The following is a 23,055-nucleotide window of genomic DNA, read 5'->3' as shown; positions in this document are numbered from 1 at the left end:
GTGTCCGAGGAGGACACGGCGACCGGGAAAGACCCTCACAAAGACCCTCACGACGGACGCCGGCCGTCTTCCGGACCTTCCCGGCCGGCACGGTGCCTCCGCCCGTTCGGGGCCGCACTCCACGGGGATGATCGGGGTGTTCCGGATCGGAACAGGCCCGGATGCCCTCGGGAGACGGCGCCCGCCATGCCGGCCGTCCCCTCGGGCCACGACCTCACGCAGCGGCCGCAAGAGGGCTGCCCCCGGCGCCGAGCGAGCGCAGGATCCGCGCCTCCTCCTTGCGCGCCGCGGAGGCGGGGATGCGGCCGGTGGCGCGGCGGAGGGCGAGGCGGGCGAAGGCGTCGGCGGTCTCGTTGAGGTCGTGGCCGATGTGCCCCTTGAGCCAGCGGACCTGGACGCGGTGGCGGTGGCGCAGCAGGCGGTCCATCAGCTGCCGGCTCTCCGGGAAGAGGAGGGTGCGGTGGACGGTTGCCGGATCGGCGGAGCGCAGGGCCGTGTTGACCGCGTCGACCGCCTCGATGCTGTCGCACAGCAGGACCACGGGTGCGTCCTCGTACTGCTCGAGGAGGCTGAGGGCGGCCACGCAGACACCGATGACTTCGGCTTCGCCGCTGCTCGAGGCGAGGGAGTCGCCGTATCCGGTCGTCCCGTCCTCGGCGGCCCAGCCGTAGCCGCACAGTGCGGACTCGTCACCGACGGCGGCGTCGGCGACGGCCACGACGGCGGTGTCGGGGAGGTCGGCGAGCACGGCGTAGCGGTCCCCGTCGGCCGGGACCGCTGCCGTCGGCTGTTCACCGTCCCCGCCCTCGCCCGTCTCGGCGGAGCGGACGTTGGCGAGGGCGGCGGCGAGGTCGCGCTGGTCCATGGACATGGCCAGGTTCTTGGCGACGTCGACGCCCTTGACGTTGCGGTCGTAGAAGATCTGCCGCGCGTCCGCCGGGGAGATCCCCAGGTAGAGCTCGAAGGGGATGCGGACCCGCCGGCCGAGTTCGGCGTAGGTGAGGCCGAAGGATTCCGGGTCCTGGTAGATGTCGTGCCAGGCGGTGGTCTGGGTCTCGCCGTCGATGGCGATCACCATGGCGTCCGGGGCGACGGTCAGCGTCCGCAGGCCCGGGCCGGGGAGCAGCTCGTCGCTCATCGCGGCGATCTCGCCCGCGTGCCAGAGCGTGATCGGGGGCGTGGACCAGGCGGAGCCGTGCTTGCCGAGGATGCCGGCGGCGATGTACTCGGCGTAGTCCGGGATGTTCCTGCCCTTCTGGGACTTCAGCGTCCGCTGCACGGTCGCGCGCAGCTCGGCGCGGCGACGGTCGTGCCCGGACGCGGTCTTGAGGGCGCGCGGGTCCTCCTCCTGGCGCGGCGACGGCACGAGGCGTACCAGCGTCGCGAGCGACATGGTGCCGATGACCGCGTCCTCGCGGACCGGCATGACGGTGAGCGGGATTCCTTCCGGGGTGCCGCTCGGCAGGGTCAGGCGCATGGGTTCCCCCTGGGTGGTGGTCGATCGGCCGTCGTCGGCCCCGAGGTGTCGCACGTCCCCCGGCGTCCCGTCGGAAGGGAACGGAGCAGCACGGGGCTGGGTGCTCAAGGACATGACTGCGGTAAGGGAAGCGACGCTTCACGCCGGGAGCACCGCCCACCGTCGGAAGCAACTACATGAAAGCACGCGCTTGAAAGCACTGTCCAACAGTTTCCATGAGTTGACTCGCGCTGTAGGGTGTGACCACGCCGACCATCGGAGCCAGGACCACACCCATGCCGCAGCCACCCGCACCATCCGCCCAGGTGACAGCCGCCGAGATCTCCCGCATCGCGGGGGTCACGCGCGCCACCGTCAGCAACTGGCGCCGCCGGCACGACGACTTCCCCGCCCCCTCGGGCGGCACGGACAGCAGCCCGCTGTACGACCTGGAGGAGGTCCGCGCCTGGCTCGCCTCACGCGGACAGCGCACGGCGGCCACGCCCAGTGGCGAACTCCGCACCACCCTGCGTCTGCGCGAGCCGGCCGGCGTCGGCACGTCCGACCTGCTCCTGCTGGTCCTGGCAGCCGCCCGCCGCCCCGCCGACGGCCTCACCGACCTGCTCGCACTGTCCGACGACGATCTGCTGAAGCGGGCGAGCGACGCGGCGGCCGAGGTCGCGGACGTGGTACCGGACACGGCACCCGTCCGGTTCACCGCCACCGACACCGCGGTCCTGCGCGCCCTGCTGCTCTGCGTCCGCGACGAGGGCGCGCAGACGGCGCTGGGCGTCCTGGCGGAGCGGGAGCTGGAGGACAGCGCCGCCAGCGGCGCCTACCGCACCCCGGCCCCGCTCGCCGGCCTGCTGGCCCGCCTCGTCCCGGGCTCCCCCGCCCGCGTCCTCGACCCCGCCTGCGGCAGCGGCACCCTGCTGGCGGCCGCCGCGGCGCGCGGCGCGCGCGAGCTGTACGGGCAGGACAGCCTCCCCGTCCAGGCCCGGCGCACCGCGGTCGGCCTGACCCTGACGGCGAAGGAGGGCACGGACGTCACCGTGCGCACGGGCGACAGCCTGCGCGCCGACGCCTTCCCGGACCTCACCGTCGACGCCGTACTGTGCAACCCGCCCTACGGCGACCGGGACTGGGGCCACGACGAACTGGCCTACGACTCGCGCTGGGCGTACGGTTTCCCGCCCCGCGCCGAGTCCGAACTGGCCTGGGTCCAGCACGCGCTGGCCCACCTCGAACCGGGCGGCCACGCCGTGCTGCTCCTCCCGCCGGCCACGGCGTCCCGCTCGTCCGGCCGCCGCATCCGCGCCGAGCTGATCCGCAGCGGCGCGCTGCGCGCGGTGGCGGCCCTGCCGCCGGGGGCGGCGATCCCGCTCCACATCGGCTTGCAGGTGTGGGTACTGCAACGGCCGGAGCCGACCCGGCCCGCGTACCAGACGGTGCTCTTCGTCGACACCGCGGGCGAGCCGTCGGCGCCGGAACGCGGCGGAACCCGTTCGGGTTCGGTGGACTGGGCGCGGGTGACGGAGCAGATCGTCTCCGCATGGACGGCGTACGCCGAGGAGCCGGACGGCTTCGAGGTGCAGGCCGGGGTGGCGCGGGCGGTGAGCGTGGTCGACCTGCTCGACGAGGTCGTCGACGTGACCCCGGCCCGGCAGGTCCGGGCCTCCCAGGCGGACGTCGACCCGCAGGAACTGGCCCGCAAGGCCGCGGCGGCCCGCGAGGAACTGGCGGCGGCGGTGCGGACGGTGGCCGAGCTGGCCGGCGCGGCGCCGTGGGGCACCGCGGGCGCTTCGGCCCGCGCGTGGCGCACGGCCACGGTGTCGGACCTGGCCCGGGGCGGGGCGCTGAAGGTACTGCGCGCGGTTCCGGTCTCGCCGCGGGCGGTGGCCGCCGAGGCGGAGGACGCGGAGGCGGGCGCCGACGGCGGGGAACGCCGCCCCGTCCTGACGGGCGGCGACATCGCCCGCGGGACCGGGCCGACGGGGCGGGCCCTGGACGTGCAGGCCGGGCAGATGCCGGAGATCGCCGTGGGCGACGTCCTGGTCCGCAACCTGGTCGGCGGCACCGGCCCCGTGGCCCGGATCGCGGGCGAGGCGGAGGCCGGCACCCTGCTGGGGGTCGGCGTCCACCTGTTCCGGCCGGACCCGGCGCGGCTGGACCCCTGGTTCCTCCTCGGTTTCCTCAGCTCCGAGGCCAACCTGGCCGGCGCCTCCACCGGCAGCTCCACGCTCCACCTCAGCCCGGGACGACTGCGCGTACCGCTGCTGCCGCTGGCGGAGCAGCGACGGTACGGCGAGGCCTTCCGCCACGTCGAGGCGCTGCGCGAACAGGCGCGGCGCACACAGGACTTGGCCGAGGAGACGGCACGGCTCGTGAGCGGGGGGCTCACGGGCGGACAGCTGGTGCCGGAGCCCACCTAGGCTTTGGAGCCCTCCACACTCTTGACGCGGACGGACGAGGAACGTTCCCTCCCGCCGCGCCCACAGTCATCCGTACCGGCCCCGGAAGGGAAGCGGAAGAAGTCTTGAACAGCAGCAAGCACACGGAGTTGGCGAACCACGCGTGGTCCGTCGCCGACCTCCTGCGGGGGGACTACAGGCAGTCCGACTACGGCAAGGTCATCCTGCCGTTCACGGTGCTGCGGCGGCTGGAGTGCGTGCTGGAGCCGACCCGCGAGAAGGTCGCCGAGATCGCGGAGCAGTACAAGGACGGCGACATCGACCCGGACCGCTTCCTGCGCCGGGCCGCGGGCCACGCCTTCTACAACCGGTCCACGCTGACCCTGAGGAAGATCGCGGCGGACCCGCAGAACGCGGCGAAGAACCTCACCGTGTACATCGGGGCGTTCTCCGACAACGCCCGCGGCGTCCTGGACCGCTTCGAGTTCGCCCAGCAGATCAAGCGGCTGGACGGCGCGGGGCTGCTCTACCAGGTCATCGGCAAGTTCACCGACCTGGATCTGCGTCCCGAGGTCGTACCCAACCACAACATGGGTTACATCTTCGAGGAGCTGATTCGCCGCTTCTCCGAGCAGTCCAACGAGACGGCCGGTGAGCACTTCACCCCGCGTGAGGTCATCCAGCTCATGGTGCGGCTGCTGGTCGCCCCGGACGGCGACGCGCTCCAGCTCCCGGGCGCGGTGCGCACGGTCCTCGACCCCGCCTGCGGCACGGGCGGCATGCTCTCCGCGATGGACGACCTGATCACGGAGCTGAACCCGGACGCCACGGTGGAGGTGTACGGGCAGGAGCTCAACCCCGAGTCCTGGGCGATCTGCCGGTCCGACCTCATGATCAAGGGCCAGGACCCGGAGAACATCGCCTTCGGCAACTCCTTCTCCGACGACGGCCACAAACGCAAGACCTTCGACTACATGCTGGCCAACCCGCCGTTCGGCGTGGAGTGGAAGAAGGTCAAGGACGAGGTCGAGGCCGAGCACAGGCAGCTCGGCGACGCCGGCCGCTTCGGCGCGGGCCTGCCGCGCATCAACGACGGCTCGCTGCTGTTCCTCCAGCACATGATCGACAAGATGAAGCCGGTCGACGTGGACGGCGGGGGCGGCTCGCGCATCGCGATCGTCTTCAACGGCTCGCCCCTCTTCACCGGCGCGGCCGGCTCGGGCGAGTCGGAGATCCGCCGCTGGATCCTGGAGAACGACTGGCTGGAGGGCATCGTCGCCCTGCCGGACCAGCTCTTCTACAACACCGGCATCTCGACGTACTTCTGGATCCTGACCAACCGCAAGAGCCCGGACCACAAGGGCAAGGTCGTCCTGCTGGACGCCCGCGACCAGTGGCAGAAGATGCGCAAGTCGCTGGGCGACAAGCGCAAGGAACTGGGCAAGGAGCACATCGCCACGATCGTCAAGCTGTACGGCGAGGCGCTGGCCGTCGCGGACGACGCGGAGCACCCGCTGCACGGCAAGGTGAAGGTCTTCCGCAACGAGGACTTCGGCTACCAGCGGATCACGGTCGAGCGCCCGCTGAAGCTGCGGTTCGAGATCACGGAGGAGACGCTGGCGGCCCTGGAGGCGTCCAAGCCAATCCAGAAGCTGCCGCAGGCTCCGGCCCTGGCGGACGCCTTCAAGTCCCTGATGGGGTCGAGCTGGGGCACCAAGCAGGAGGCGTGGCTCGCGTTGAAGGATGCGGTGGTCCAGGCCGGCGGGACGTGGCCGACGGGTGCGCCGTTCAACAAGGCGCTGCGCGAGGTCGTCGGGGTGCGGGACCCGGAGGGCGAGGTACAGCGCGTCAAGGGGCAGCCCGAGCCGGATGCGGAGCTGCGGGACTACGAGAACGTTCCGCTGGGCGAGGACGTCGAGGAGTACCTGGCGCGGGAGGTCCACCCGCACGTGCCGGATGCGTGGATCGACTACAGCAAGACGAAGATCGGCTACGAGATTCCGTTCACGCGGAACTTCTACGTGTACGAGCCGCCGCGGCCGTTGGCGGAGATCGACGCCGAGTTGAAGGCGCTGGAGGCGGAGATTCAGGAGCTGCTGGGGGAGGTAACGGAATGAAGACCACCAACTGGCAAACCGTGCCGCTCTGGTCCGTCGTTACCGAAACTCGTGTAACGGTTGATCCCTCCAACCTCGGCGGCCAGGTGGTGCATTACAGCATCCCAGCTGTTGACGCGACAGGAACAGGTCGGGTCGAGGCAACTAGCTCCATCAAGTCCGCGAAGCTCCGACTGCAAGGTGGGGAGGTGTTGGTCAGCAAGTTGAACCCGCGAAAGAGCCGGGCCCTGATCGTCACTGAATCGCCGCTGCCAATCGTCTCCTCGACCGAATTCGTTGGCCTCCTCCCCGGGACCAGGATCGAACCTCGGTTCCTCGCTTATTTCCTTCAGTCCGAGACAACGCGCCAGGCCTTGGACTCTCAAGTTCAATCTGTAACCCGCAGCCACCAGCGAGTGGCGCCGGAGGACGTTACGCACCTTCCGATACGGTTGCCATCGGTGAACGAGCAGCGTTGCATCGCCGACTTCCTCGACGCCGAAACCGCGCTGATCGACCGGGTCTTGGAAAAGCGTACCGCCATGGCGAACCTCGTCGGCGAGCGGCGCCGGGCCGTCATCCGCGAGCGTCTGAGCCGTGGACGCCAGGGTTCCATTGGTCAGGCGAGGGTTCCATGGCTGCCGGGTGTTCCCGACAGCTGGGACACGGCCCCGCTCCGGTACATCGCGCACATTCAGCGCGGGGCTTCGCCTCGTCCCATCGACGACCCCGTTTACTTCGACGACGAGGGAACGCATGCGTGGGTGCGCATCGCCGATGTCACGGCCAGCAAAAAGTATCTGACCCGTACCACTCAGCGGCTTTCCCGGCTCGGCGTCTCGTTCTCCGTCCCGCTACGGCCGGGTGAACTGTTCGTCAGTATCGCGGCAACCGTCGGAAAACCCATCATCACGCGCATTCCCTGTTGCATCCATGACGGATTCGTGGCCGTTCGGAATCCCTCCATAGATCCGGAGTTGCTGTACTACGTCTTCCTCTTGGGTGACGCCTTCAAGGGACTGGGTAAACTCGGAACCCAGCTGAACCTCAACTCCGAGACGGTCGGTTCCATCAAGATTCCCATCCCTCCACAGGCTGAACAGGCCGCGCTCGTCAGGGAGCTTAACGCGGACATGGAGGTGATGGACCGCCTGGAAGGCTCACTCCACCGCCAGTCCGCGCTGCTAGCGGAACGCCGCCAAGCCCTCATCACCGCCGCCGTAACCGGCCAGTTCGACGCATCCACCGCCAGCGGCCGCAACGTAACCGAAGGAGTCACCGCATGAGCCCCGCGCACGACGAGACCTCCTTCGGTTCCGCCATCGTCGCCGCCCTCTGCGAGCGCGGCTGGCGGGAAGCAAACCCGGAGGACTACCAGCCCGACCTCGGTCTGGACACCAACGAGCTGTTCACCTTCATCGGCGCGACCCAGCCCGACGAGTGGGACGAACTCCTCACCGTCTACGGCGGCAACCCCAACGAAGCCCAGCGCGGCTTCGCGCAGCGGCTCGACCGGGCCATCGCCGACGACGGACTGCTCCACGTCCTCCGCAACGGCGTGAAGGACCGCGGAGTCCGGCTCCGCGTCGCCTACTTCAAGCCCAACCTCATCTCCGACGACTCCGTCCTCGATGGCTACCGGGCCAACCGCCTCACCGTCGTCCGCGAGTTGTCCTACGCCACCAAGCAGGCCGACTGGGGCCACCGCCTGGACCTGACCCTGTTCCTCAACGGCATTCCCGTCGCCACCGCCGAGCTGAAGAACCCGCTCACCGGTCAGGGTGTCGAGCAAGCCAAGGGGCAGTACCGCACGGACCGCGACCCGACCGAGCTGATCTTCACGCGCCGCGTGATCGCCAACTTCGCGGTCGACCCGGACCTGGTCTTCGTCACCACCCAGCTCCGCGGCAAGAGCACCCGGTTCCTGCCGTTCAACACCGGCTCGAACGGCCCCGGCCAGCCCGGCGGCGCCGGCAACCCGGCGCCCACCGTCCACGGCAAGTACGCCACCTCCTACCTCTGGGAAGAGGTCTGGCAGCGGGACAACTGGCTCGACCTCCTCCAGCGTTTCGTGCACCAGCAGAAGCACAGGACGCCCGGCGGCGGCACCACCAAGTCGACGATCTTCCCCCGCTTCCACCAGTGGGACGTGGTCCGCAAGCTCACCGCGCACGCCTCCGTGCACGGCGCGGGTCAGAACTACCTGGTCATGGCCTCCGCCGGCTCCGGCAAGTCGAACACCATCGGCTGGCTGGCCCACCGTCTCAGCGACCTGCACGCCGACGCCGACCCGGCCGCCCTCGACCCCGAGGCCGTCGCCGCCGACCGCATCAAGCCCGGCGAGCCCCTCTTCGACAAGGTCATCGTCATCACCGACCGCCGCAACCTGGACGCCCAGCTCCGGGAGACGGTCGGCGGCTTCTCGCAGACCGACGGCCTGGTCGTGAAGATCGACGAGAAGCACGGGGCGAAGAGCGAGCAGCTCGCCCGTGCCCTCTCCCGGGACACCGGAAAGATCGTCACGGTCACCCTGCACTCGTTCCCGGCGCTGCTGAACTACATCAAGGACAACCCGACCGAGATCAAGGGCACCCGCTTCGCGATCATCGTGGACGAGGCGCACTCCTCCCAGTCCGGCGACGCGGCCACCGCCGTGAAGTCCGCCCTGCGCGACCTCGGCTTGGACGCCGACTCGGACGACGAGGGCGCGACCAAGGTCACCGTCGAGGACAAGCTGAAGGCGAAGGCGGTCGAGCGCTCCCGGGCCGCCAACCTCTCCTACTTCGCCTTCACGGCCACCCCCAAGGCCAAGACGCTCGAACTCTTCGGCACGGAAGCGGTGGAGAACGGCAAGACCGTCTACCGCCCCTTCCACACCTACTCCATGCGCCAGGCCATCGAGGAGGGCTTCATCCTCGACCCCCTGCGCAACTACGTCACCTACAAGACGTACTGGAAGCTCGCGAACCTCAACCACGACGAGAAGGAGGTCGATCCCTCCAAGGCGAACAGCCTCCTCGCCCGGTTCGCACTCCTGCACGAGCACACCGTGTCCCAGCACGCCCAGGTGATCGTGGAGCACTTCGTCGCCCACACCCGCGGCCGGCTCGGCGGACGGGCCAAGGCCATGGTGGTCACGGCGTCCCGCCAGTCCGCCGTGCAGATGGCCCGCGCCATCAAGAGCTACATCGCCGACCGCGAGTACGACACGAAGTACCCGGACCTCGGCGTCCTGGTCGCCTTCTCCGGTTCCCTCACCATCGACGGCGAGGAGACCACCGAGAGCAAGGAGAACGGCGGTCTGCCGGAGAGCGCTCTGCCCAAGGCGTTCGCCTACACCCGCGCCGACGACAAGGCCGCGAAGGCCGGCGGCAGGGGCCGGCAGGAGTACCGGATCCTCGTCGTCGCCGAGAAGTACCAGACCGGCTTCGACCAGCCGCTCCTGACGACGATGTACGTCAACAAGACGCTGACCGGCATCGCCGCGGTGCAGACGCTTTCGCGCCTCAACCGCACCGCCGACCGCAAGTCGCAGGCCGACCTGGCCGTCCTGGACTTCGTCAACGAGGCCGAGGACATCCAGGACGCGTTCCGCCCGTACTTCGAGGAGGCGCACACCCTGCCCTCCGACCCGAACCTCCTCTACACGGCCCAGAGCCGCGTCATGTCCGCGCCGATCATCTCGGAGCAGGACATGGGCGAGTTCGTCGCCGCGTACTTCGAGGCCCAGGAGAAGGCCGGCGGCTCCCAGGCCAAGTGGGAGAAGCTGCATGCCGAGCTGTACCGGATCCTCTCCCCCGCCGTCACCCGCTTCAGCGCCCTCCTGGAGAGCGAGGAGGAGGACGACGTCGGGGCCGCCGAGGAGTTCCGGGCCCACCTCAACGACTACGTCCGCAAGTACGGCTTCCTCGCGCAGATCGTCCCCTACCAGGACGCCGACCTGGAGCGGCTGTACCTGTACGGGCGCTACCTGCTCAACCGGCTGCCCCGCCTCGCGGACGGCGGCGTCGACATAGGGGAAGTCGACCTCAGCCACCTGCGCGTCGAGAAGACCGGCGAGCACGACAAGTCCCTCACGTCCGAGGGCCCGGCCGAACTCAAGGGGTTCGGCGACGGGGTCGGCGGCGGGAAGGACGCCGAGAAGTCGCTGCTGTCCGAGCTGATCGAGAAGTTCAACGCCAAGTTCGGCACGGAGTTCACCGAGGAGGACGTCCTCCCGGCCTTCAACGCGACGAAGAAGGACCCGAAGGTCCGGGCAGCCGCCCTCGTCAACGACGAGGAGAACTTCGGCGTCGTCTTCGACAAGAAGTTCGAGGAGAACATGATGGACCATGTCTCCACGATCGACACCCTCGGCAAGCGGTACTTCGGAACGGACCGCGACTTCAAGTCCAACCTCGACCGCAGCGCCCGCCGCGCGGCCTGGCGGATGATCCGCCGGGAGGAAGGGCTGGACGACTTCTGACAGTGGCTGTGGTCCGGCACCCAGTCGGTTCCGGACCGCAGCCGCACCTGTCTGGAGCTGCCCCGGCCTGATGGACATGGACGGGCTTGCAAGCTATACCGCGTTTTATGATCGACGGATTCACCACCCCTTCGACAGCATCTCAAGGCCCGAAGCAGTGAGACCCGGCGTTACCCCCGAGGCGACACTCGAGCCATGGAGCTGTCCACGCCCCAACCGACAGCGCGAGAAGCATCCGCCGACTCCGTCGGCAGACCGTCATGAAAGATCAGGGCTAGACTGCGTCAGGGCGACGCAGCACATGGTACCGGGGACAGAGTTGGAAGAGACAGAACGCAGGGCTGCAACAGCCCCCATCCATATCCACCAGATCCGCACTGCGCTTTTGCAGCAGTACCAGGGCCTCATCTACGACGAGGACCTCAAGGGGTACGACCAGCAGGGCTACGAACAGCGGTTCCTCTCCCGCGCGTTAACGGCGGCCGCTATCCGCGAAGTGACCGGCTGCGATCACAAGACCGCCGGCGCCTCCGTCATTGACGGTGAAGATGATCAAGGCATCGACGGCGTAGCAGTCACCGAGGGCACGCAAGAAGTCTGGCTCGTTCAAGCCAAGTGGAGCGACGAAGGCAAGGGCAAGCTCGACACCAACGCGGCCCACAAGCTCATCGCTGGTCTCCGCCTCATCGAACAGCGAAGTTTCGACCGTTTCAACGACCGCCTGGAGCCAATCGCCGCTCGTGTCAACGCAGCGATGCACGACGCCCGGCTGAAGGTGACTCTGGTGATCGCTGTCATGGGAGTGGGAACCCTCAGCAAGGAAGCCACCAACGTTCTGGAAGACGCCCGAAACGAGTTCAACGGCCTCGGGCCGGTCCTTGAGTACCGCGTAGTCCACGCTGCGGACATCCTCCGGCAGATCCGTGGGGATCTCGCGCCGGAGCCCGTACGGGTGACCGTGCGGATGACGAACTGGCTCCGGCGGAACACTCCACTCACCGCTTACCAGGGCACGGTTCCGGCCAGCAATGTCGCCGAGTGGTATCAGACACATGAAAGCCGGTTGTACGAGCAGAACTTGCGCCAGTCCCTCGGCACCACCCCAGTTAATTCGGGCATGCTGAGCACTCTGGTGAATGAGCCTGAGAACTTCTGGCTTTTCAACAACGGGGTGACGATGCTGTGCGATCAACTCGAGGAGGAATGGCCAGGACGCCGCCGTCCAGACGAGCCCGTGCACTTGCATGTCTCAGGAGTCAGCGTCGTAAACGGCGCACAAACCGTCGCGGCGGCATATCGCGCTATGGAGGCGTCACCCGAAGCGGTGGAGGACGCCGAGGTCACGGTCAAGGTGATCGTTGTCGACAAGGGCATGCCGGATCTCGCGCAGCGCATCACCGAGACAACCAATACACAAAACCACGTAGAGCAGCGCGACTTCATTGCCTTGGACGAGGTGCAGGCGATGATCCGCGAAGACTTCATGCTGTCTCTTCAAAAGTCCTACGTGTTCAAGCGTGGGGAGCCCGACCCGGCGCCGGACGAAGGTTGCTCCGTTGTGCACGCCGCCATTGCCCTGGCTTGTGCGCACCGCAACACCGAATTCGCGGTACGGGCAAAACGGGACACAGACCTCCTCTGGGAGCGTGGCAACAGAGGCGCCTACCCTCGCCTCTTCGGAGAGCGTCCCAGTGCTTTCCAAATCTGGCGTTCGGTGCTTGTGCACCGTGCTGTGGGCACCGCTCTCAACGAAGAACGCAAGCGGTTCCAGAAGCGCGCCGCCGACGTGAGCCAGCGGGGTGACCTGCTCATCACCCATCTGGTCTTTCAGCTTCTCGACCAGGATCGCATCGATGATCCGGAGTACGACTGGGACGCGACACTGCAAGAGGTGCCTGCACTCACCAATCGGGTTCTGTCCTGGTTGATCCACCACATCGACACGGAGTACGGACCTACCTCCTTCCTCAGCGGAACACTCACTGACGCCGGGCGCTGCAAGCGGCTTGCTGAGCTGGTATTGCGTGACGCTCAACGCGAAGGAGTCATCCCCACCCTGCCAGCGATCTACAAGGCCACCAAGGGGAGTAAGCGCAAGCCACGTCGCCCCAACGCTGTGCCCACTCTTGTAGACAGCGGAAGGATCAAGAACGGCACACCAGTCCGGCTACGTTTGTGGAACAAACCCGAGATCGAAGCGCTCACCCCTTGGCTCGCGGAGGATCCCCGGCGCGGTGAAGCCACCTGGGTGAACGACCGGACGCGGTGCCTTGTATGGGCGGTCGACGGGAAGGCCTACTCGCCGACTCGTCTGGTCCTGAACCTTTACGAACTCGCCGGCTGGCAGGAGGCACCCGTGGCAGTGCAAGGGCCCGCGCGGTGGACGTTGGACGGTACCGCCACTCTCTCCGATCTCGCACGAGCACTGCACGATGAACAGGCCGAACAAGAGTAAGTACGGGTTGTAAGGGCTGGACGACTTCTGGCAGCGCCTGGGGCCCGGCACCGCTCGGTGCCGGGCCCCAGGTCGCGTGCTCGCCTCACTCGTGTGCGGCCAGCCCGACGAAGTCGGCCCAGGCCTGTCGCCCGAGCGTCAGGACAGGTCCCGCGGACTGTTTCGAGTCCCGAACCAGAACGGCGTTGGAAGCAGCAGCAACCTCGATGCACTCACCGCCGTTACCCGTGCTGTAGCTGCTCTTGAACCATGCGATATCGCCTACAGACGGCTCGGTCCGCTGGGCGCTCATGTCTCTCCCATCAGTTGCACGATGAACGCTGCCGACTCGCTCGGGGTCAGCGCCTGTGACCGGAGGATGCCATAACGCGCTTCAAGCGTGCGTACATACTTGGTGTCCGTATGAAGACGGCTGTGGTCCTGCACTTCGGCGTACGCGATCCGCTGGTCGTCATCAGTGTCGATCAAGGTGAAGGGGCCTCCGAGTGCTCCGTGGTCGGCACGCCCGGTCGGCATGACCTGGATCTCCACGTTCCGGGACTGACCGAGAAGCAGGATGTGCTCCAGCACCTCCCGTAGAACGTGCGTCCCGCCCAGCGGCCTCCTGAGGACCGCCTCCTCGATGACAAAGCTCATCAGGGGAGCCGGTCGGCGGTTGAAGATTTCTTGTCGCTGCAGGCGTGCCTCAAGTCCTTCCTCGATCACCTCGTCGCTCAGCAGAGGGCGTTCCATGTGGAAGACGGCCCGGGCGTAAGCCTCGGTCTGCAGCAAGCCTGGTACGGCGTAGACGGCGTACACATTCAGTGCTGACGCCTTCGCCTCAAGCCGGGCGGCGTTCTGGAAGAAGACGGGATAACGTGCCCGGCCGACCTCCTCCTTCATGGCCACCAACACCCCACCCGCGTCCAGCACGTCGTCCGCCCGCTCGATGAACCGAGGCTGCGGAACCCGCCGTCCCTGCTCGTACGAGGCGATCGTGTCGGCCGAGTACCCGACCCGTTTGCCGAACTCGGCCCGGTCCAGCCCCGCCCGCGTCCGCAGCAGCTTCAACTGCCGTCCGAACGCGCCGATCAGGCCCCTGGCCGGCTCCTCCTCGGTGTGCCGTTGCCCCGGCACCTCGGCACCGGCGCCGTTCTCCCTGTCGTCCACCACCGCACACCCCACTTCCCGCTCACGCGGCCGTACCGTCCCGTACACGGTGCGCGCCCCCGGGTACTCCCCACCGCGTCGGCGCGTCACCACTGGTCACGCTAGGCCACACCCGGCGACGCTGCGTGCATGAACCGAACGGAACAACCCGCACCGGCGACCCCCGCCCACACCTGCTTCACCCTCCGCTTCAGCTCCACGCCCCGGGGCGCGCGCCTGGCCCGTCGGCTCTGCGCGGAACGGCTCGACTCCTGGGGCGTGCCGTACGGCAGCGACGACCACGACGTGCTGAGCCTGCTCGTCTCCGAGCTCACCGCCAACGCCGTCACCCACGGCCACGTGACCGGCCGCGACTTCCGCGTCCACCTCCTTGCTCACGCCGCGCCCGGCACCCCCTCCCTCACCGTCCGCGTGGAGGTCACCGACACACGGGGTGACGCGCTTCCCGAGCCCGCCGCCGCCCCTGCCGCCGGCCCCGTCCGTACCAGCGGACGCGGTCTGCTCCTGGTCGAGGCCCTCGCCGATCGCTGGGGCTGCGCACCGCGCCCGGACGGCCCCGGCAAGACGGTCCGGGCCGAGTACACGGTGGCCGCGGTGGCGCGATACGGGCCGTCCGCCGCGCCCTCGTAGGGCCGGGCTGGACGCAGTGATCCCTTTCCGGGGAAACTGGCCGCGATCGACGGGGCTCGGGGGGAACGGGCGAGCGCCAGTGAGGACGCGGGGCGGGGACAGGTGCCGGACAAACCGATCGCGGGCCGCTACGAGCTGCTGGAGCGGCTCGGCAACGGCGGTATGGGCGACGTGTGGCGGGGTTACGACGCGGTGCTGGACCGGCCGGTCGCCGTGAAGCGGATCCGGCCGCAGGCCGTCGCCGCCACGCCGCAGTTGGCCGAGGAGCTGGAGCGGCGCTTCCGCCGCGAGGCGCGGATCACCGCCCGCATCCAGCACCCGGGCGTCCCGCAGGTGTACGACGCCGTCCTCGACAGCACCCACGAGCACCTGTTCCTCGTCATGGAGCTGGTGGAGGGCGTCCCCCTCACCCGGTACGTGCACGAGGAGCGGCCCCTCCCCGTCAGTTGGGCGGTGGCGGTCGCCGCGCAGGTCGCCACCGTGCTGTCGTACGCGCACGACGTGCCCGTGGTGCACCGCGACCTCAAGCCGTCCAACATCCTGGTCGCGCGGGACGGCACGGTGAAGGTTCTCGACTTCGGCGTCGCGGCGATCCTGCAGACCGACGTCACCAGGCTGACGGCCTCCGGCCGGCCCATCGGCACGCACCAGTACATGTCGCCCGAGCAGGTGCGCGGCACCCGGGTCACCCCGCGCACCGACCTCTACGCCCTCGGCTGCGTGCTCCACGAACTCCTCTGCGGCAAGCCGCTGTTCAGCGCGCGCAGCGACTTCGAGCTGATGGACCGGCACGTCCGGGCCGCGCCCACCCCGCTGCGGCGGCTGCGCGCGGACGTGCCGGAGGAGCTGGAGGCGCTGGTCCTGCACCTGCTCCGCAAGACCCCGGAGAGCCGGCCGGCGGACGTGCAGGAGGTGTACGAGCGGCTGATGCCCTTCCTGCCCGCGCCCGGGGAGTCCTCCGCACTCGGGGAGGCCGGGCCGCCCGGAGCGCCGGACCCGACCGGGCTCTACCGCCGCCCCTACGCGCCCCGCGCCCGGGCCGAGAGCCACCCCCGCGTCGCCCCGGACACGGCGGCGCCCGGCCCGGGCGCCGCGTACGTGGTCTCGCCGCCCGAACGGGAGCTGCTGCGGGCCCGGCTGCGAGAGGTCGACGAGCACTACATCGCCCTCATGGAGGAGGAGCGCTACACGCAGGCCGCCGAGGTCGCGGGCGAGATGATCGAGCCGCTGGCGCGGGCCCTGGGCGCCGAGAACAAGGCCGTCCTGAGGCTGCGGCAGCGCCGGGCGGTCAGCCGGCAGCTGGCGGGCGACCACCGGGCAGCCCTGCCCGAGTTCGAGGCGCTGGCCGAGGCGTTCGCCCGCATCAACGGGTCGACCAGTGAAGCCGCCCGCGACTGCCGCGCCCAGGCCGCCCGCTGCCGCGGCGAACTCGGCCAGGTGACCGAGGCACTGGCGGAGCTGCGGGCGGTCCTCGAGGTGGAGCGGGCCGTCGAGAGCGACGTCAGCGACGCGGCGGTGGAACTGCGCCGCGACATCGGCATGCTGCTGCTCGGCCAGGGCGCCCCGGAGGAGGCCCTGGCTTGGCTGGAAGCCCTGTACGAGGACGTGGTGCTCGTCCACGGCCCGTGCCACGACGTGGCCGTCGAGGCCGCGGAGGTCCTGGCCATGCTCCGCCGGGAACTCGGCGGCGGCGCGTGACCAGCGCGGCCCAGCCGGAAAGCTGGTGCGCGAACGCCCGGACGGCCTGCGGCCCCGCCGCGGCGGCCTAAAATCCCATCATATCGCACCTCGCCCTCGACAAGGCCTTCTGTCAGCAGCTGAAGAAACTCGAAAAGCACGTCAGGAACGGCGTGTTCGACGCCTGGGAGAAGTTCGAGCGGCTTACCCTCGACCAGCTCTTCAAGGACCCGGGCCTGAAGCTGGAATCCCTCAAGGGCGCCAAGAACCGGCAGATCCGGACCATACGGATCACCCAGGGATACCGCGGCGTGGTCCTCGCGCCCGAGACGGGCGACACTTTCGTGCTGCTCCGAGTCGGCCCGCACGACGAGGCCACCGAGTGGGCGGTGAAGCAGAAGGCGACCATCAACGCCGTCACCGGCGCCGTGGAGCTCCGCGAGATCGCCACCCTGGAGGAGCTGACCCCCGCCTACGAGCGCATCGCGCCCGCAGAGGAGCAGCGGCTCTTCGCGAAGATCTCCGGCGGGGAGATGGCCGCGCTCGGCATCGACGCCACCACCCTCGCGCAGGCACGCGTGCTGACCAGCCTGGAACAGCTCGACGTCTTCGGGCGGTTCTTCCCGCCGGACCAGTACAAAGTGCTGGAGCACCTGGCCCTCGGCGCGAGCGTCGAGCAGACGTGGCAGGAGGTCGTCGTGCCGGCGCTGGCCGACGCGGCCTCCCGGGAGCCCGTCGACACCACCGACTACGCGACCGCCATCGCGCACACCCGCTCCCGGATCGCCGTCGTCACGGACGCCGAGGAACTGCGCGACATCCTCGACAAGCCGTTCGCCGCCTGGCGGGTCTTCCTGCACCCCGCCCAGCACAAGGTCGCCTACCGTCCGTCGTACTCCGGCCCCGCGCAGGTGTCCGGCGGGCCCGGCACCGGAAAGTCCGTCGTCGCCCTCCACCGGGTGCGGCACCTGCTGCGGCACCTGCGCGACGGCGACCGCATCCTCCTCACCACCTTCACCAACGCCCTCGTGGACTCCCTCACCGAAGGGCTCTGCCTGCTCGTCGACGACCCGGACCTGCGCGACCGGGTACGAGGAGACCGCACGGTGGGAACAGGCCGCGCAGGCCACCGGCTTCACCGGCACCCCGCAGTTCCTCGCCCAGGAGTACAAGCACGCCGTCCTCGCCCAGGACCTCCGCAGCCGGGAGCAGTACGAGCGCTGCGAGCGCCGGGGCCGCGGCAGCGCGCTGCCCGCCTCCGCCCGGCCGCTGGTGTGGCGGACCGTGGAGGAGTTCACCCGGCGGCTGGCCGAGGACGGGCTGCGCACCTACCTCGGCACCTGCGTGGCGGCCACCGACCTGCTGACCGAGCAGGGGCCGTGCTACCGGCACGTCGTCGTCGACGAGGCCCAGGACCCCCCCCCGGCCCGGTGGCGGATGCTCCGCGCGGCCGCTCCGCGCCGCCCCGACGGCCTGTTCATCGCGGGCGACCCGCACCAGCGGATCTACGACAACCGGGGGTCGCTGAAGTCCCTCGGCATCAACGTCGCCGGCCGTTCGACCAAGCTGCGCAGGAACTACCGCTCCACCCACGAGATCCTCAGCTGGGCGACGGCACTCCTGCTCGGCCGCCCCTACGCCGAACTGGCCGACAGCGGACGGCACGACACCCTGATCGGATACAGCTCCGCCCTGCACGGCTCCGGGCCGCGCGTCCACGCGGCGAAGACGGAGGAGGCCGAACCCGACGCCCTGGTCGAGCAGGTGCGCGCGTGGGTGGACGGTGGCGCCGCGTACGGGGAGACCGGGAGCTGCGCGCGGTTCAACAAGACCTGCGAGAAGGTCAAGGACCGCCTGATCGGGGCCGGGGTCCCCGCCAGCCGGGTCCGCGCAGGGGCCGCCCGCGCCGACGACGCGGTCAACGTGGGCACGATGCACACCTCAAGGGGCTCGAGTACCGCTCCACCGCCGTCGTCGGCGTCGACGACCGTGCCCTGCCGAACCCTTCGGCCATCACCCCGGAGGAGGTCGACCGGCTCCGGCACGAGGCCGATCTCGTCGCGGAGCGCTGCCTGCTGTTCGTCGCCTGCAGCCGGGCCCGGGACGGCCTGTACGTGTCGTGGACCGGGCAGCCGAGCCCGTTCCTGGTGGAGGCCGGTTGCGGAGAGGGACAGCCCGCGCGCTCCGCCGGCCATCCCTGATCCAAGCGCACACAAGCAAACCAGAGTTGTTTGACGACGCTTTCAAGCGCGTGAAAGGATGTGGCCGCTTCGGCTCGTAGAGGCGGCACGGCGAAGGACGTCGTGGCGCGAGGGGTGGACGGGCGGTGGCGAGGGGGGTGCGGCTTCAGCCGCCCGCGGCCTTGCCGGGGGTGCCCGGGACCGGAATCCTCCTCCTGCCCGCAGCAGTGCGGGACGTCCCTCGGTGGGGCGCTCGCGGAAGGGGTGTGCAATGGCCGACGAGAAGACTCCTGACGAGGGAGCGGTCGAGAAGGCCGGGCGGTGGGTCGCCGATCTCGCGGAGAAGGTCATGGTGAACGGCGTGGGGCCGGTCACGGGATCGGTGGCCTGGGCTGAGGACCGTCTTTCACGCCGGCAGGGTGACGCTTACCGGGCACCCGGCGACGAGGAGCGCCGTTCTCCCGAGGACATGAAGGACGTCATCGACGCGGTCGTCGCCCGCCTCATCAAGGAGTCCGTGGCCGCGGCCGGGACCCAGGGGTTCGTCACCGGGCTCGGAGGTCTGATCACCGCAGGCGTGACGATCCCCGCGAACGTGGCCGCTTCCCTCGCCATCAACATGCGGATGGCCGGTTCCATCGCGCACCTGCGGGGATGGGACATCGGTGATCCGCACGTGCGGACCGTCGCGATGATGCTCGCGATCGGGATGAGCGCGCAGAACGTCCTGGCCGCCTTCGGCGTGAAGATGGGTCAGAAGCTCGGCGAGCAGATGATCAAAAAGATCCCGATCACGGTGATCCGGGCGATCAACAAGAAGGCCGGAACCCATCTCGTCGCGAAGTACGGAACCAAGCGCGCCGCGATCACGCTCGCCAAGGGGATCCCGATCCTGGGAGGCATCGTCGGAGGCGCCGTGGACGCGGGAGCCACCGCTGTCATCGGACGGGCCACGGACAAGGCCCTGCGCGGCGACACCCTGCGGGCAGAGGAGCCGGAGTGACGGAGAAGCGAACCAAGCGGACGAGGTGCGCCGCACGGGTTCCAGGATCTCCTGCGCCGTCAGCCCGGTCCTCGTCGTGCTGACGGTCGGCAAGGAGACGAAGGACGCCGTGCTCGACGAGGGTGACGTGCCGACCGCACCCGGCCGGGGCGAGACCCCCGCCGCCATCGCGGTCCCCTGACCTACCGTCACCGTGCTCCCCCCGTATCAGGCGCAGGGGAGCACGGTGTTCTCGCCCGCACACGGGCGAGCCCTCCCCGTCGGCCCTGTCCGGCGGCGAGCATGTCCCCATCACCGGCCCCCGATGGGTGCCCGCGCCAAACCGCAGCTCACACCCATTGTCAGTGCCCCTCCATAAGGTGGAGCCATCATCTGGACGGACCAGAAGTCCATGCCGGGGTGTGCAGCCCGGAAGGAGACGTCTGCCGACGGAGGAGGGTGTTCCGGGGGTTCCCTGACGTCCTTTCACCGCCGGTGCTCACGACGCTCGAAGGCATGGGCGGCCGCACGGCGGCTGGCGAGTCCTCGTCGGGAAGCCGTGTCTCCGCAGGACGCTGCCGCGGTCCGGGAGAACGATCGGAAGGGGATGGACACGATGAGCGCTACGGTGAGGGACCGGCTCAAGAAGCACTTTGTGAACCACGTCGCTCTCGTCATCGACAAGTCCGGTTCGATGAAGGGCCACTCGGAGCAGCTCATCCGAGTGGTGGACGAGTTCGTGAAAGGGCTGAAGGAGGAGTCCGACAGGCTCGGCCACGAGACCCGGATCAGCCTCTACGCCTTCGACCACCTGGTTGAGAACCTGGTGTGGGACATGGACGTCAAGCACCTGCCGTCCATGCGGGGCCTGTACACCGTCGAGAACGGCGCGACGGCGCTGATCCAGGCGTCGGTGAAGGCGCTCGACGACCTCGGCCACATATGGGAGGAGTACGGCGAGCACAGTTTCCTCCAGGTCGTCGTCACCGACGGCGAGGAGAACGCCTCCGGTGCCGACAGGACGGGCGCGCGCCACGACCTTCTTCCCGACGGCCGCGCCGTCCTGGACGAGTGGCTGGGCCGGATCTCGGACAAGATGAACAGCCTGCCGGACCACTGGACCTCGGCCATCATGGTGCCGAACTCCCTGGCCAAGCGCACCGCCCAGCAGTACGGCTTCCCGACGGGCAACATCTCGATCTGGGACGCGGACTCGGACCAGGGCGTCGAGGAGGCGATCGGCACCGTCAAGACGGCCGCGACGAAGTTCCTGCGGGACCGCGAGCAGGGCGTGCGCGGCACCAGGAACCTCTTCGCGATGGGGCAGGACCTCAGCGCGGCGGACGTGAAGTCCAACCTCCGGGCCCTGGACGCCGGCAAGTACGTCCTGATCCCGGTGGACCAGCGGACGTCGATCCGCGACTTCGTCACCAGCGCCGGGCACCCGTACAAGACCGGCTGCGCCTTCTACGAGCTGTCCAAGCGCGAGAAGATCCAGGCCAACAAGCAGATCGCCGTGGCGGAGAAGGACCCGGCCACCGGCCGGATGACCGGGAAGGTGTTCACCGGTCCCGCCGCCCGTCAGCTCCTGGGCCTGCCGTCGACGGAGGTCACGGTGACGCCGGGGAGCAACGAGGCCTACACCGTGTTCGTCCAGTCGACCTCGGTCAACAGGAAGCTGGTCCCGGGGACCAGGCTGCTCGTCCTGCTGTAGCCGGAAGCGCCGGTCCGGCGGCCGAGCCGGCGTTCCGGCCGGCGCCGACGCCCCGAACCGCCGCGTACGCCGGGCGGCTCCGTGGGAGGAACAGTCCCGCACGGGTCCTCGTCGCACAGTCGTGCGCCGTGCGTTGTCGCTGCCGATGAAGCCGCCGGGCCGCCCGCCCGTCGACGAACGGGCGGTCCGGGCATGGAATTCCAGGTCAAGACCCGTCGGTGACGGCGCCGAACCGCAGGCCGAAGGCAGGCCTCCTTCCCCCGGGCCGTTTCCGCCCCCGGGAGCGCCTCGTGCCGTCGGCGCCCCGCCCATGATCCGAAATCAGCGAGCACACCTTCAGGAGGTCTTCTCGTGCCCTCGCTCCATGACTTCGCCACCTGGCAACCCCTGCTGCGCCTCTTGCACGTCGCCCACGCGGAGACGCTCTCCACGCCCGGCCGGCACGTGGCGGGGCAGATCAGTCCCGGGGCATGGAGTGTTCCGCTGCCGTTCCGGCCGCCGCAGCCGGGGCGCGCCTCACAGATCTCCGACAACCAGGAGCAGTTCGACGCCGTGGGCCGGATCGTCGAAGCGCTCGAGGAGGACGGGAGCGACGGTGTCTCCTTCGTCGTGGAGGCCTCTTCCGCTCCCGGTGATGTCCGGCTGCATCTGATCGGCCCGGGCTCCTCCGTGGAGCCGGGTGTCGCGACCGCGCACCCGGGCACACTCCTTCTCGCGGACGGAGCACTGCCCGAGCCGGTGCGCCGCCTGCCCGATCCGGTGCCGGACGCGGTACCGGCTCCGTCCGCGGACGTGGAACTGCTGCAGCGCACTCTTCGCGAACGGCTCCCGGACGCGGTGGGCGCCTCCGAGGGGGAGATCGCAGCGGCCGAGGCGCGCCTGGGCATGCCTCTGCCCGCCGAGCTGAGGGCCCTGTACCAGGTCGTCCGGGGCCGGTACGAGGACTGGGACGACTACCGGGAGCCGTACGACACCATCGGCTGCGAACTCCTTCCCCTCGGCGAGGTGTACGTCGCCGACGCGGCTTCCCGGCGTGTGCTGTGGCGGTTCGGCGCCATGGCGGCGGTCGAGACGGGGCCGGAGGACGCCGTGCAGGGGCTTGTCGGCTCGCCGGGCTGGATCGTCTTCGGTGACAACGGCGGCGGGGACCGTATCGCCGTCGACCTCACACCGGGTCCGGACGGGCACGTCGGACAGGTGATCGTCATCGGTCACGAGGGGAACATCGGCGCCGGGCTGGTCGCCGACTCCCTCACCGACATGGTCGTCCACCGCCACTTCGACGGCCGGCCGGTCCAAAGAGCCGAACGGCTGCCACTCGTCGCCCACGTCAATCGCGTCTCCCTCCCCGGCATCGAGGCCGCCGCCCACCCCGGCCTGGAGGTCCTCAGCATCGGGGTGTGGGAGAAGGAGCCCCTCAGTCTCGCCCCCGCCTTCGGCCTGCCGCGCCTGCGGACCCTCTCCGCCCATCCCGGTTCTCTCGCCGATCCCTGTGAGATCTCCCGGCTCACCCACCTCGAGTATCTGGAACTCCCGCCCGCGGAGTGGCGCGTCCTCCTCGATGCGGGGGCCGTGCCCACCGGGCTTCTCGCCGCGGGCATCGAGGCCCACCGGCAGCGGGACAACCCGTTGCAGACCATCGCCCTCGCCAACGAGATCCTCGCCCTCTGCGGTCGGCCGCCGATCACCGACATCACGGTGCTGGAGGGAACGGCCTCATGAGTCACCTCGCCGATGAGGGAGGCCGCCGTCCCACGGCCCTCTCGGTCACGTCGAGCCAGTGGAGCGACGCGACCGGTCGATCAAGGTCCTGGACCGGAGCAGGCGTGTCCCCGTCGGC

14 protein-coding genes and 1 pseudogene are annotated in these 23,055 nt (G+C 69.5%); 12 read left to right on the top strand and 3 right to left on the bottom strand.

Annotated features, from left to right (window positions below; genetic code table 11):
• Nucleotides 1-214: 214 nt before the first annotated feature.
• On the bottom strand, nucleotides 215-1,477 hold the full coding sequence (locus tag ABZ340_RS18495; protein ID WP_358782824.1) for an RNase H family protein: 1,263 nt from the start codon (nucleotides 1,475-1,477) through the stop codon (nucleotides 215-217).
• Nucleotides 1,478-1,752: 275 nt separating this feature from the next.
• Here ABZ340_RS18495 and ABZ340_RS18490 point away from each other — a divergent pair, with 275 nt between their 5' ends.
• The 5 genes from ABZ340_RS18490 to ABZ340_RS18470 all read left to right on the top strand — a co-directional run bounded on the left by ABZ340_RS18490 (nucleotide 1,753) and on the right by ABZ340_RS18470 (nucleotide 12,883).
• A complete protein-coding gene (locus ABZ340_RS18490) occupies nucleotides 1,753-3,888 on the top strand; it encodes an N-6 DNA methylase (protein ID WP_358782823.1) in 2,136 nt (711 codons plus the stop codon).
• Between the two features lie 104 nt (nucleotides 3,889-3,992).
• Nucleotides 3,993-5,984: a class I SAM-dependent DNA methyltransferase gene (locus tag ABZ340_RS18485; protein WP_358782822.1), complete on the top strand. Its 1,992-nt coding sequence runs from the start codon at nucleotides 3,993-3,995 to the stop codon at nucleotides 5,982-5,984.
• Nucleotides 5,981-7,249 carry a restriction endonuclease subunit S gene (locus ABZ340_RS18480; RefSeq protein ID WP_358782821.1) on the top strand — a complete coding sequence of 423 codons (1,269 nt, stop codon included), beginning with the start codon at nucleotides 5,981-5,983 and terminating at the stop codon, nucleotides 7,247-7,249. Before ABZ340_RS18485 ends, ABZ340_RS18480 begins: the two co-directional genes overlap by 4 nt.
• Nucleotides 7,246-10,428, top strand: coding sequence for a type I restriction endonuclease (locus tag ABZ340_RS18475; protein WP_358782820.1), 3,183 nt, complete (start codon nucleotides 7,246-7,248; stop codon nucleotides 10,426-10,428). The genes ABZ340_RS18480 and ABZ340_RS18475 overlap by 4 nt, the downstream gene beginning before the upstream one ends.
• Before the next feature lie 319 nt (nucleotides 10,429-10,747).
• A complete protein-coding gene (locus tag ABZ340_RS18470) occupies nucleotides 10,748-12,883 on the top strand; it encodes an AIPR family protein (protein ID WP_358782819.1) in 2,136 nt (711 codons plus the stop codon).
• Between the two features lie 85 nt (nucleotides 12,884-12,968).
• Here ABZ340_RS18470 and ABZ340_RS18465 read toward each other — a convergent pair whose 3' ends face one another.
• On the bottom strand, nucleotides 12,969-13,175 hold the full coding sequence (locus ABZ340_RS18465) for a DUF397 domain-containing protein (RefSeq protein WP_358782818.1): 207 nt from the start codon (nucleotides 13,173-13,175) through the stop codon (nucleotides 12,969-12,971).
• On the bottom strand, nucleotides 13,172-13,999 hold the full coding sequence (locus tag ABZ340_RS18460; protein ID WP_358782836.1) for a helix-turn-helix transcriptional regulator: 828 nt from the start codon (nucleotides 13,997-13,999) through the stop codon (nucleotides 13,172-13,174). The genes ABZ340_RS18465 and ABZ340_RS18460 overlap by 4 nt, the downstream gene beginning before the upstream one ends.
• 162 nt (nucleotides 14,000-14,161) lie before the next feature.
• Between ABZ340_RS18460 and ABZ340_RS18455 the strand changes: the two genes are divergently transcribed.
• The 7 genes and pseudogenes from ABZ340_RS18455 (at nucleotide 14,162) to ABZ340_RS18425 (ending at nucleotide 22,937) form a co-directional block, all read left to right on the top strand.
• Nucleotides 14,162-14,662: an ATP-binding protein gene (locus tag ABZ340_RS18455; RefSeq protein WP_358782817.1), complete on the top strand. Its 501-nt coding sequence runs from the start codon at nucleotides 14,162-14,164 to the stop codon at nucleotides 14,660-14,662.
• Between the two features lie 102 nt (nucleotides 14,663-14,764).
• The gene (locus tag ABZ340_RS18450; protein WP_358782816.1) at nucleotides 14,765-16,360 is read left to right on the top strand and encodes a serine/threonine-protein kinase; all 1,596 of its coding nucleotides are present in this window, start codon (nucleotides 14,765-14,767) and stop codon (nucleotides 16,358-16,360) included.
• A gap of 80 nt (nucleotides 16,361-16,440) precedes the next feature.
• Nucleotides 16,441-18,540: pseudogene (locus tag ABZ340_RS18445) on the top strand (UvrD-helicase domain-containing protein).
• Between the two features lie 250 nt (nucleotides 18,541-18,790).
• Nucleotides 18,791-19,522, top strand: a complete 732-nt coding sequence (locus ABZ340_RS18440; protein ID WP_358782815.1) for an EcsC family protein — start codon at nucleotides 18,791-18,793, stop codon at nucleotides 19,520-19,522.
• 25 nt (nucleotides 19,523-19,547) lie between these two features.
• Entirely contained in the window at nucleotides 19,548-19,703 is a 156-nt protein-coding gene (locus ABZ340_RS18435; protein ID WP_358782814.1) for a hypothetical protein, read from the top strand.
• A 414-nt stretch (nucleotides 19,704-20,117) separates the two neighbouring features.
• The gene (locus tag ABZ340_RS18430; protein WP_358782813.1) at nucleotides 20,118-21,215 is read left to right on the top strand and encodes a VWA domain-containing protein; all 1,098 of its coding nucleotides are present in this window, start codon (nucleotides 20,118-20,120) and stop codon (nucleotides 21,213-21,215) included.
• A gap of 351 nt (nucleotides 21,216-21,566) precedes the next feature.
• Entirely contained in the window at nucleotides 21,567-22,937 is a 1,371-nt protein-coding gene (locus ABZ340_RS18425; RefSeq protein ID WP_358782812.1) for an SMI1/KNR4 family protein, read from the top strand.
• Nucleotides 22,938-23,055: the final 118 nt, after the last annotated feature.

The organism is Streptomyces sp. NPDC006134 (assembly GCF_040628835.1).
In the GTDB taxonomy this organism is placed as follows: domain Bacteria; phylum Actinomycetota; class Actinomycetes; order Streptomycetales; family Streptomycetaceae; genus Streptomyces.
This window is presented reverse-complemented; position numbering and strand designations above follow the sequence as displayed.

Bases quoted from the DNA above. Each gene is read 5' to 3' on its own strand.
- ABZ340_RS18465 (WP_358782818.1), bottom strand. From the start codon at position 13,175: ATGAGCGCCCAGCGGACCGAGCCGTCTGTAGGCGATATCGCATGGTTC.
- ABZ340_RS18490 (WP_358782823.1), top strand. From the start codon at position 1,753: ATGCCGCAGCCACCCGCACCATCCGCCCAGGTGACAGCCGCCGAGATC.
- ABZ340_RS18440 (WP_358782815.1), top strand. From the start codon at position 18,791: ATGGCCGACGAGAAGACTCCTGACGAGGGAGCGGTCGAGAAGGCCGGG.
- ABZ340_RS18480 (WP_358782821.1), top strand. From the start codon at position 5,981: ATGAAGACCACCAACTGGCAAACCGTGCCGCTCTGGTCCGTCGTTACC.
- ABZ340_RS18430 (WP_358782813.1), top strand. From the start codon at position 20,118: ATGAGCGCTACGGTGAGGGACCGGCTCAAGAAGCACTTTGTGAACCAC.
- ABZ340_RS18475 (WP_358782820.1), top strand. From the start codon at position 7,246: ATGAGCCCCGCGCACGACGAGACCTCCTTCGGTTCCGCCATCGTCGCC.
- ABZ340_RS18455 (WP_358782817.1), top strand. From the start codon at position 14,162: ATGAACCGAACGGAACAACCCGCACCGGCGACCCCCGCCCACACCTGC.
- ABZ340_RS18495 (WP_358782824.1), bottom strand. From the start codon at position 1,477: ATGCGCCTGACCCTGCCGAGCGGCACCCCGGAAGGAATCCCGCTCACC.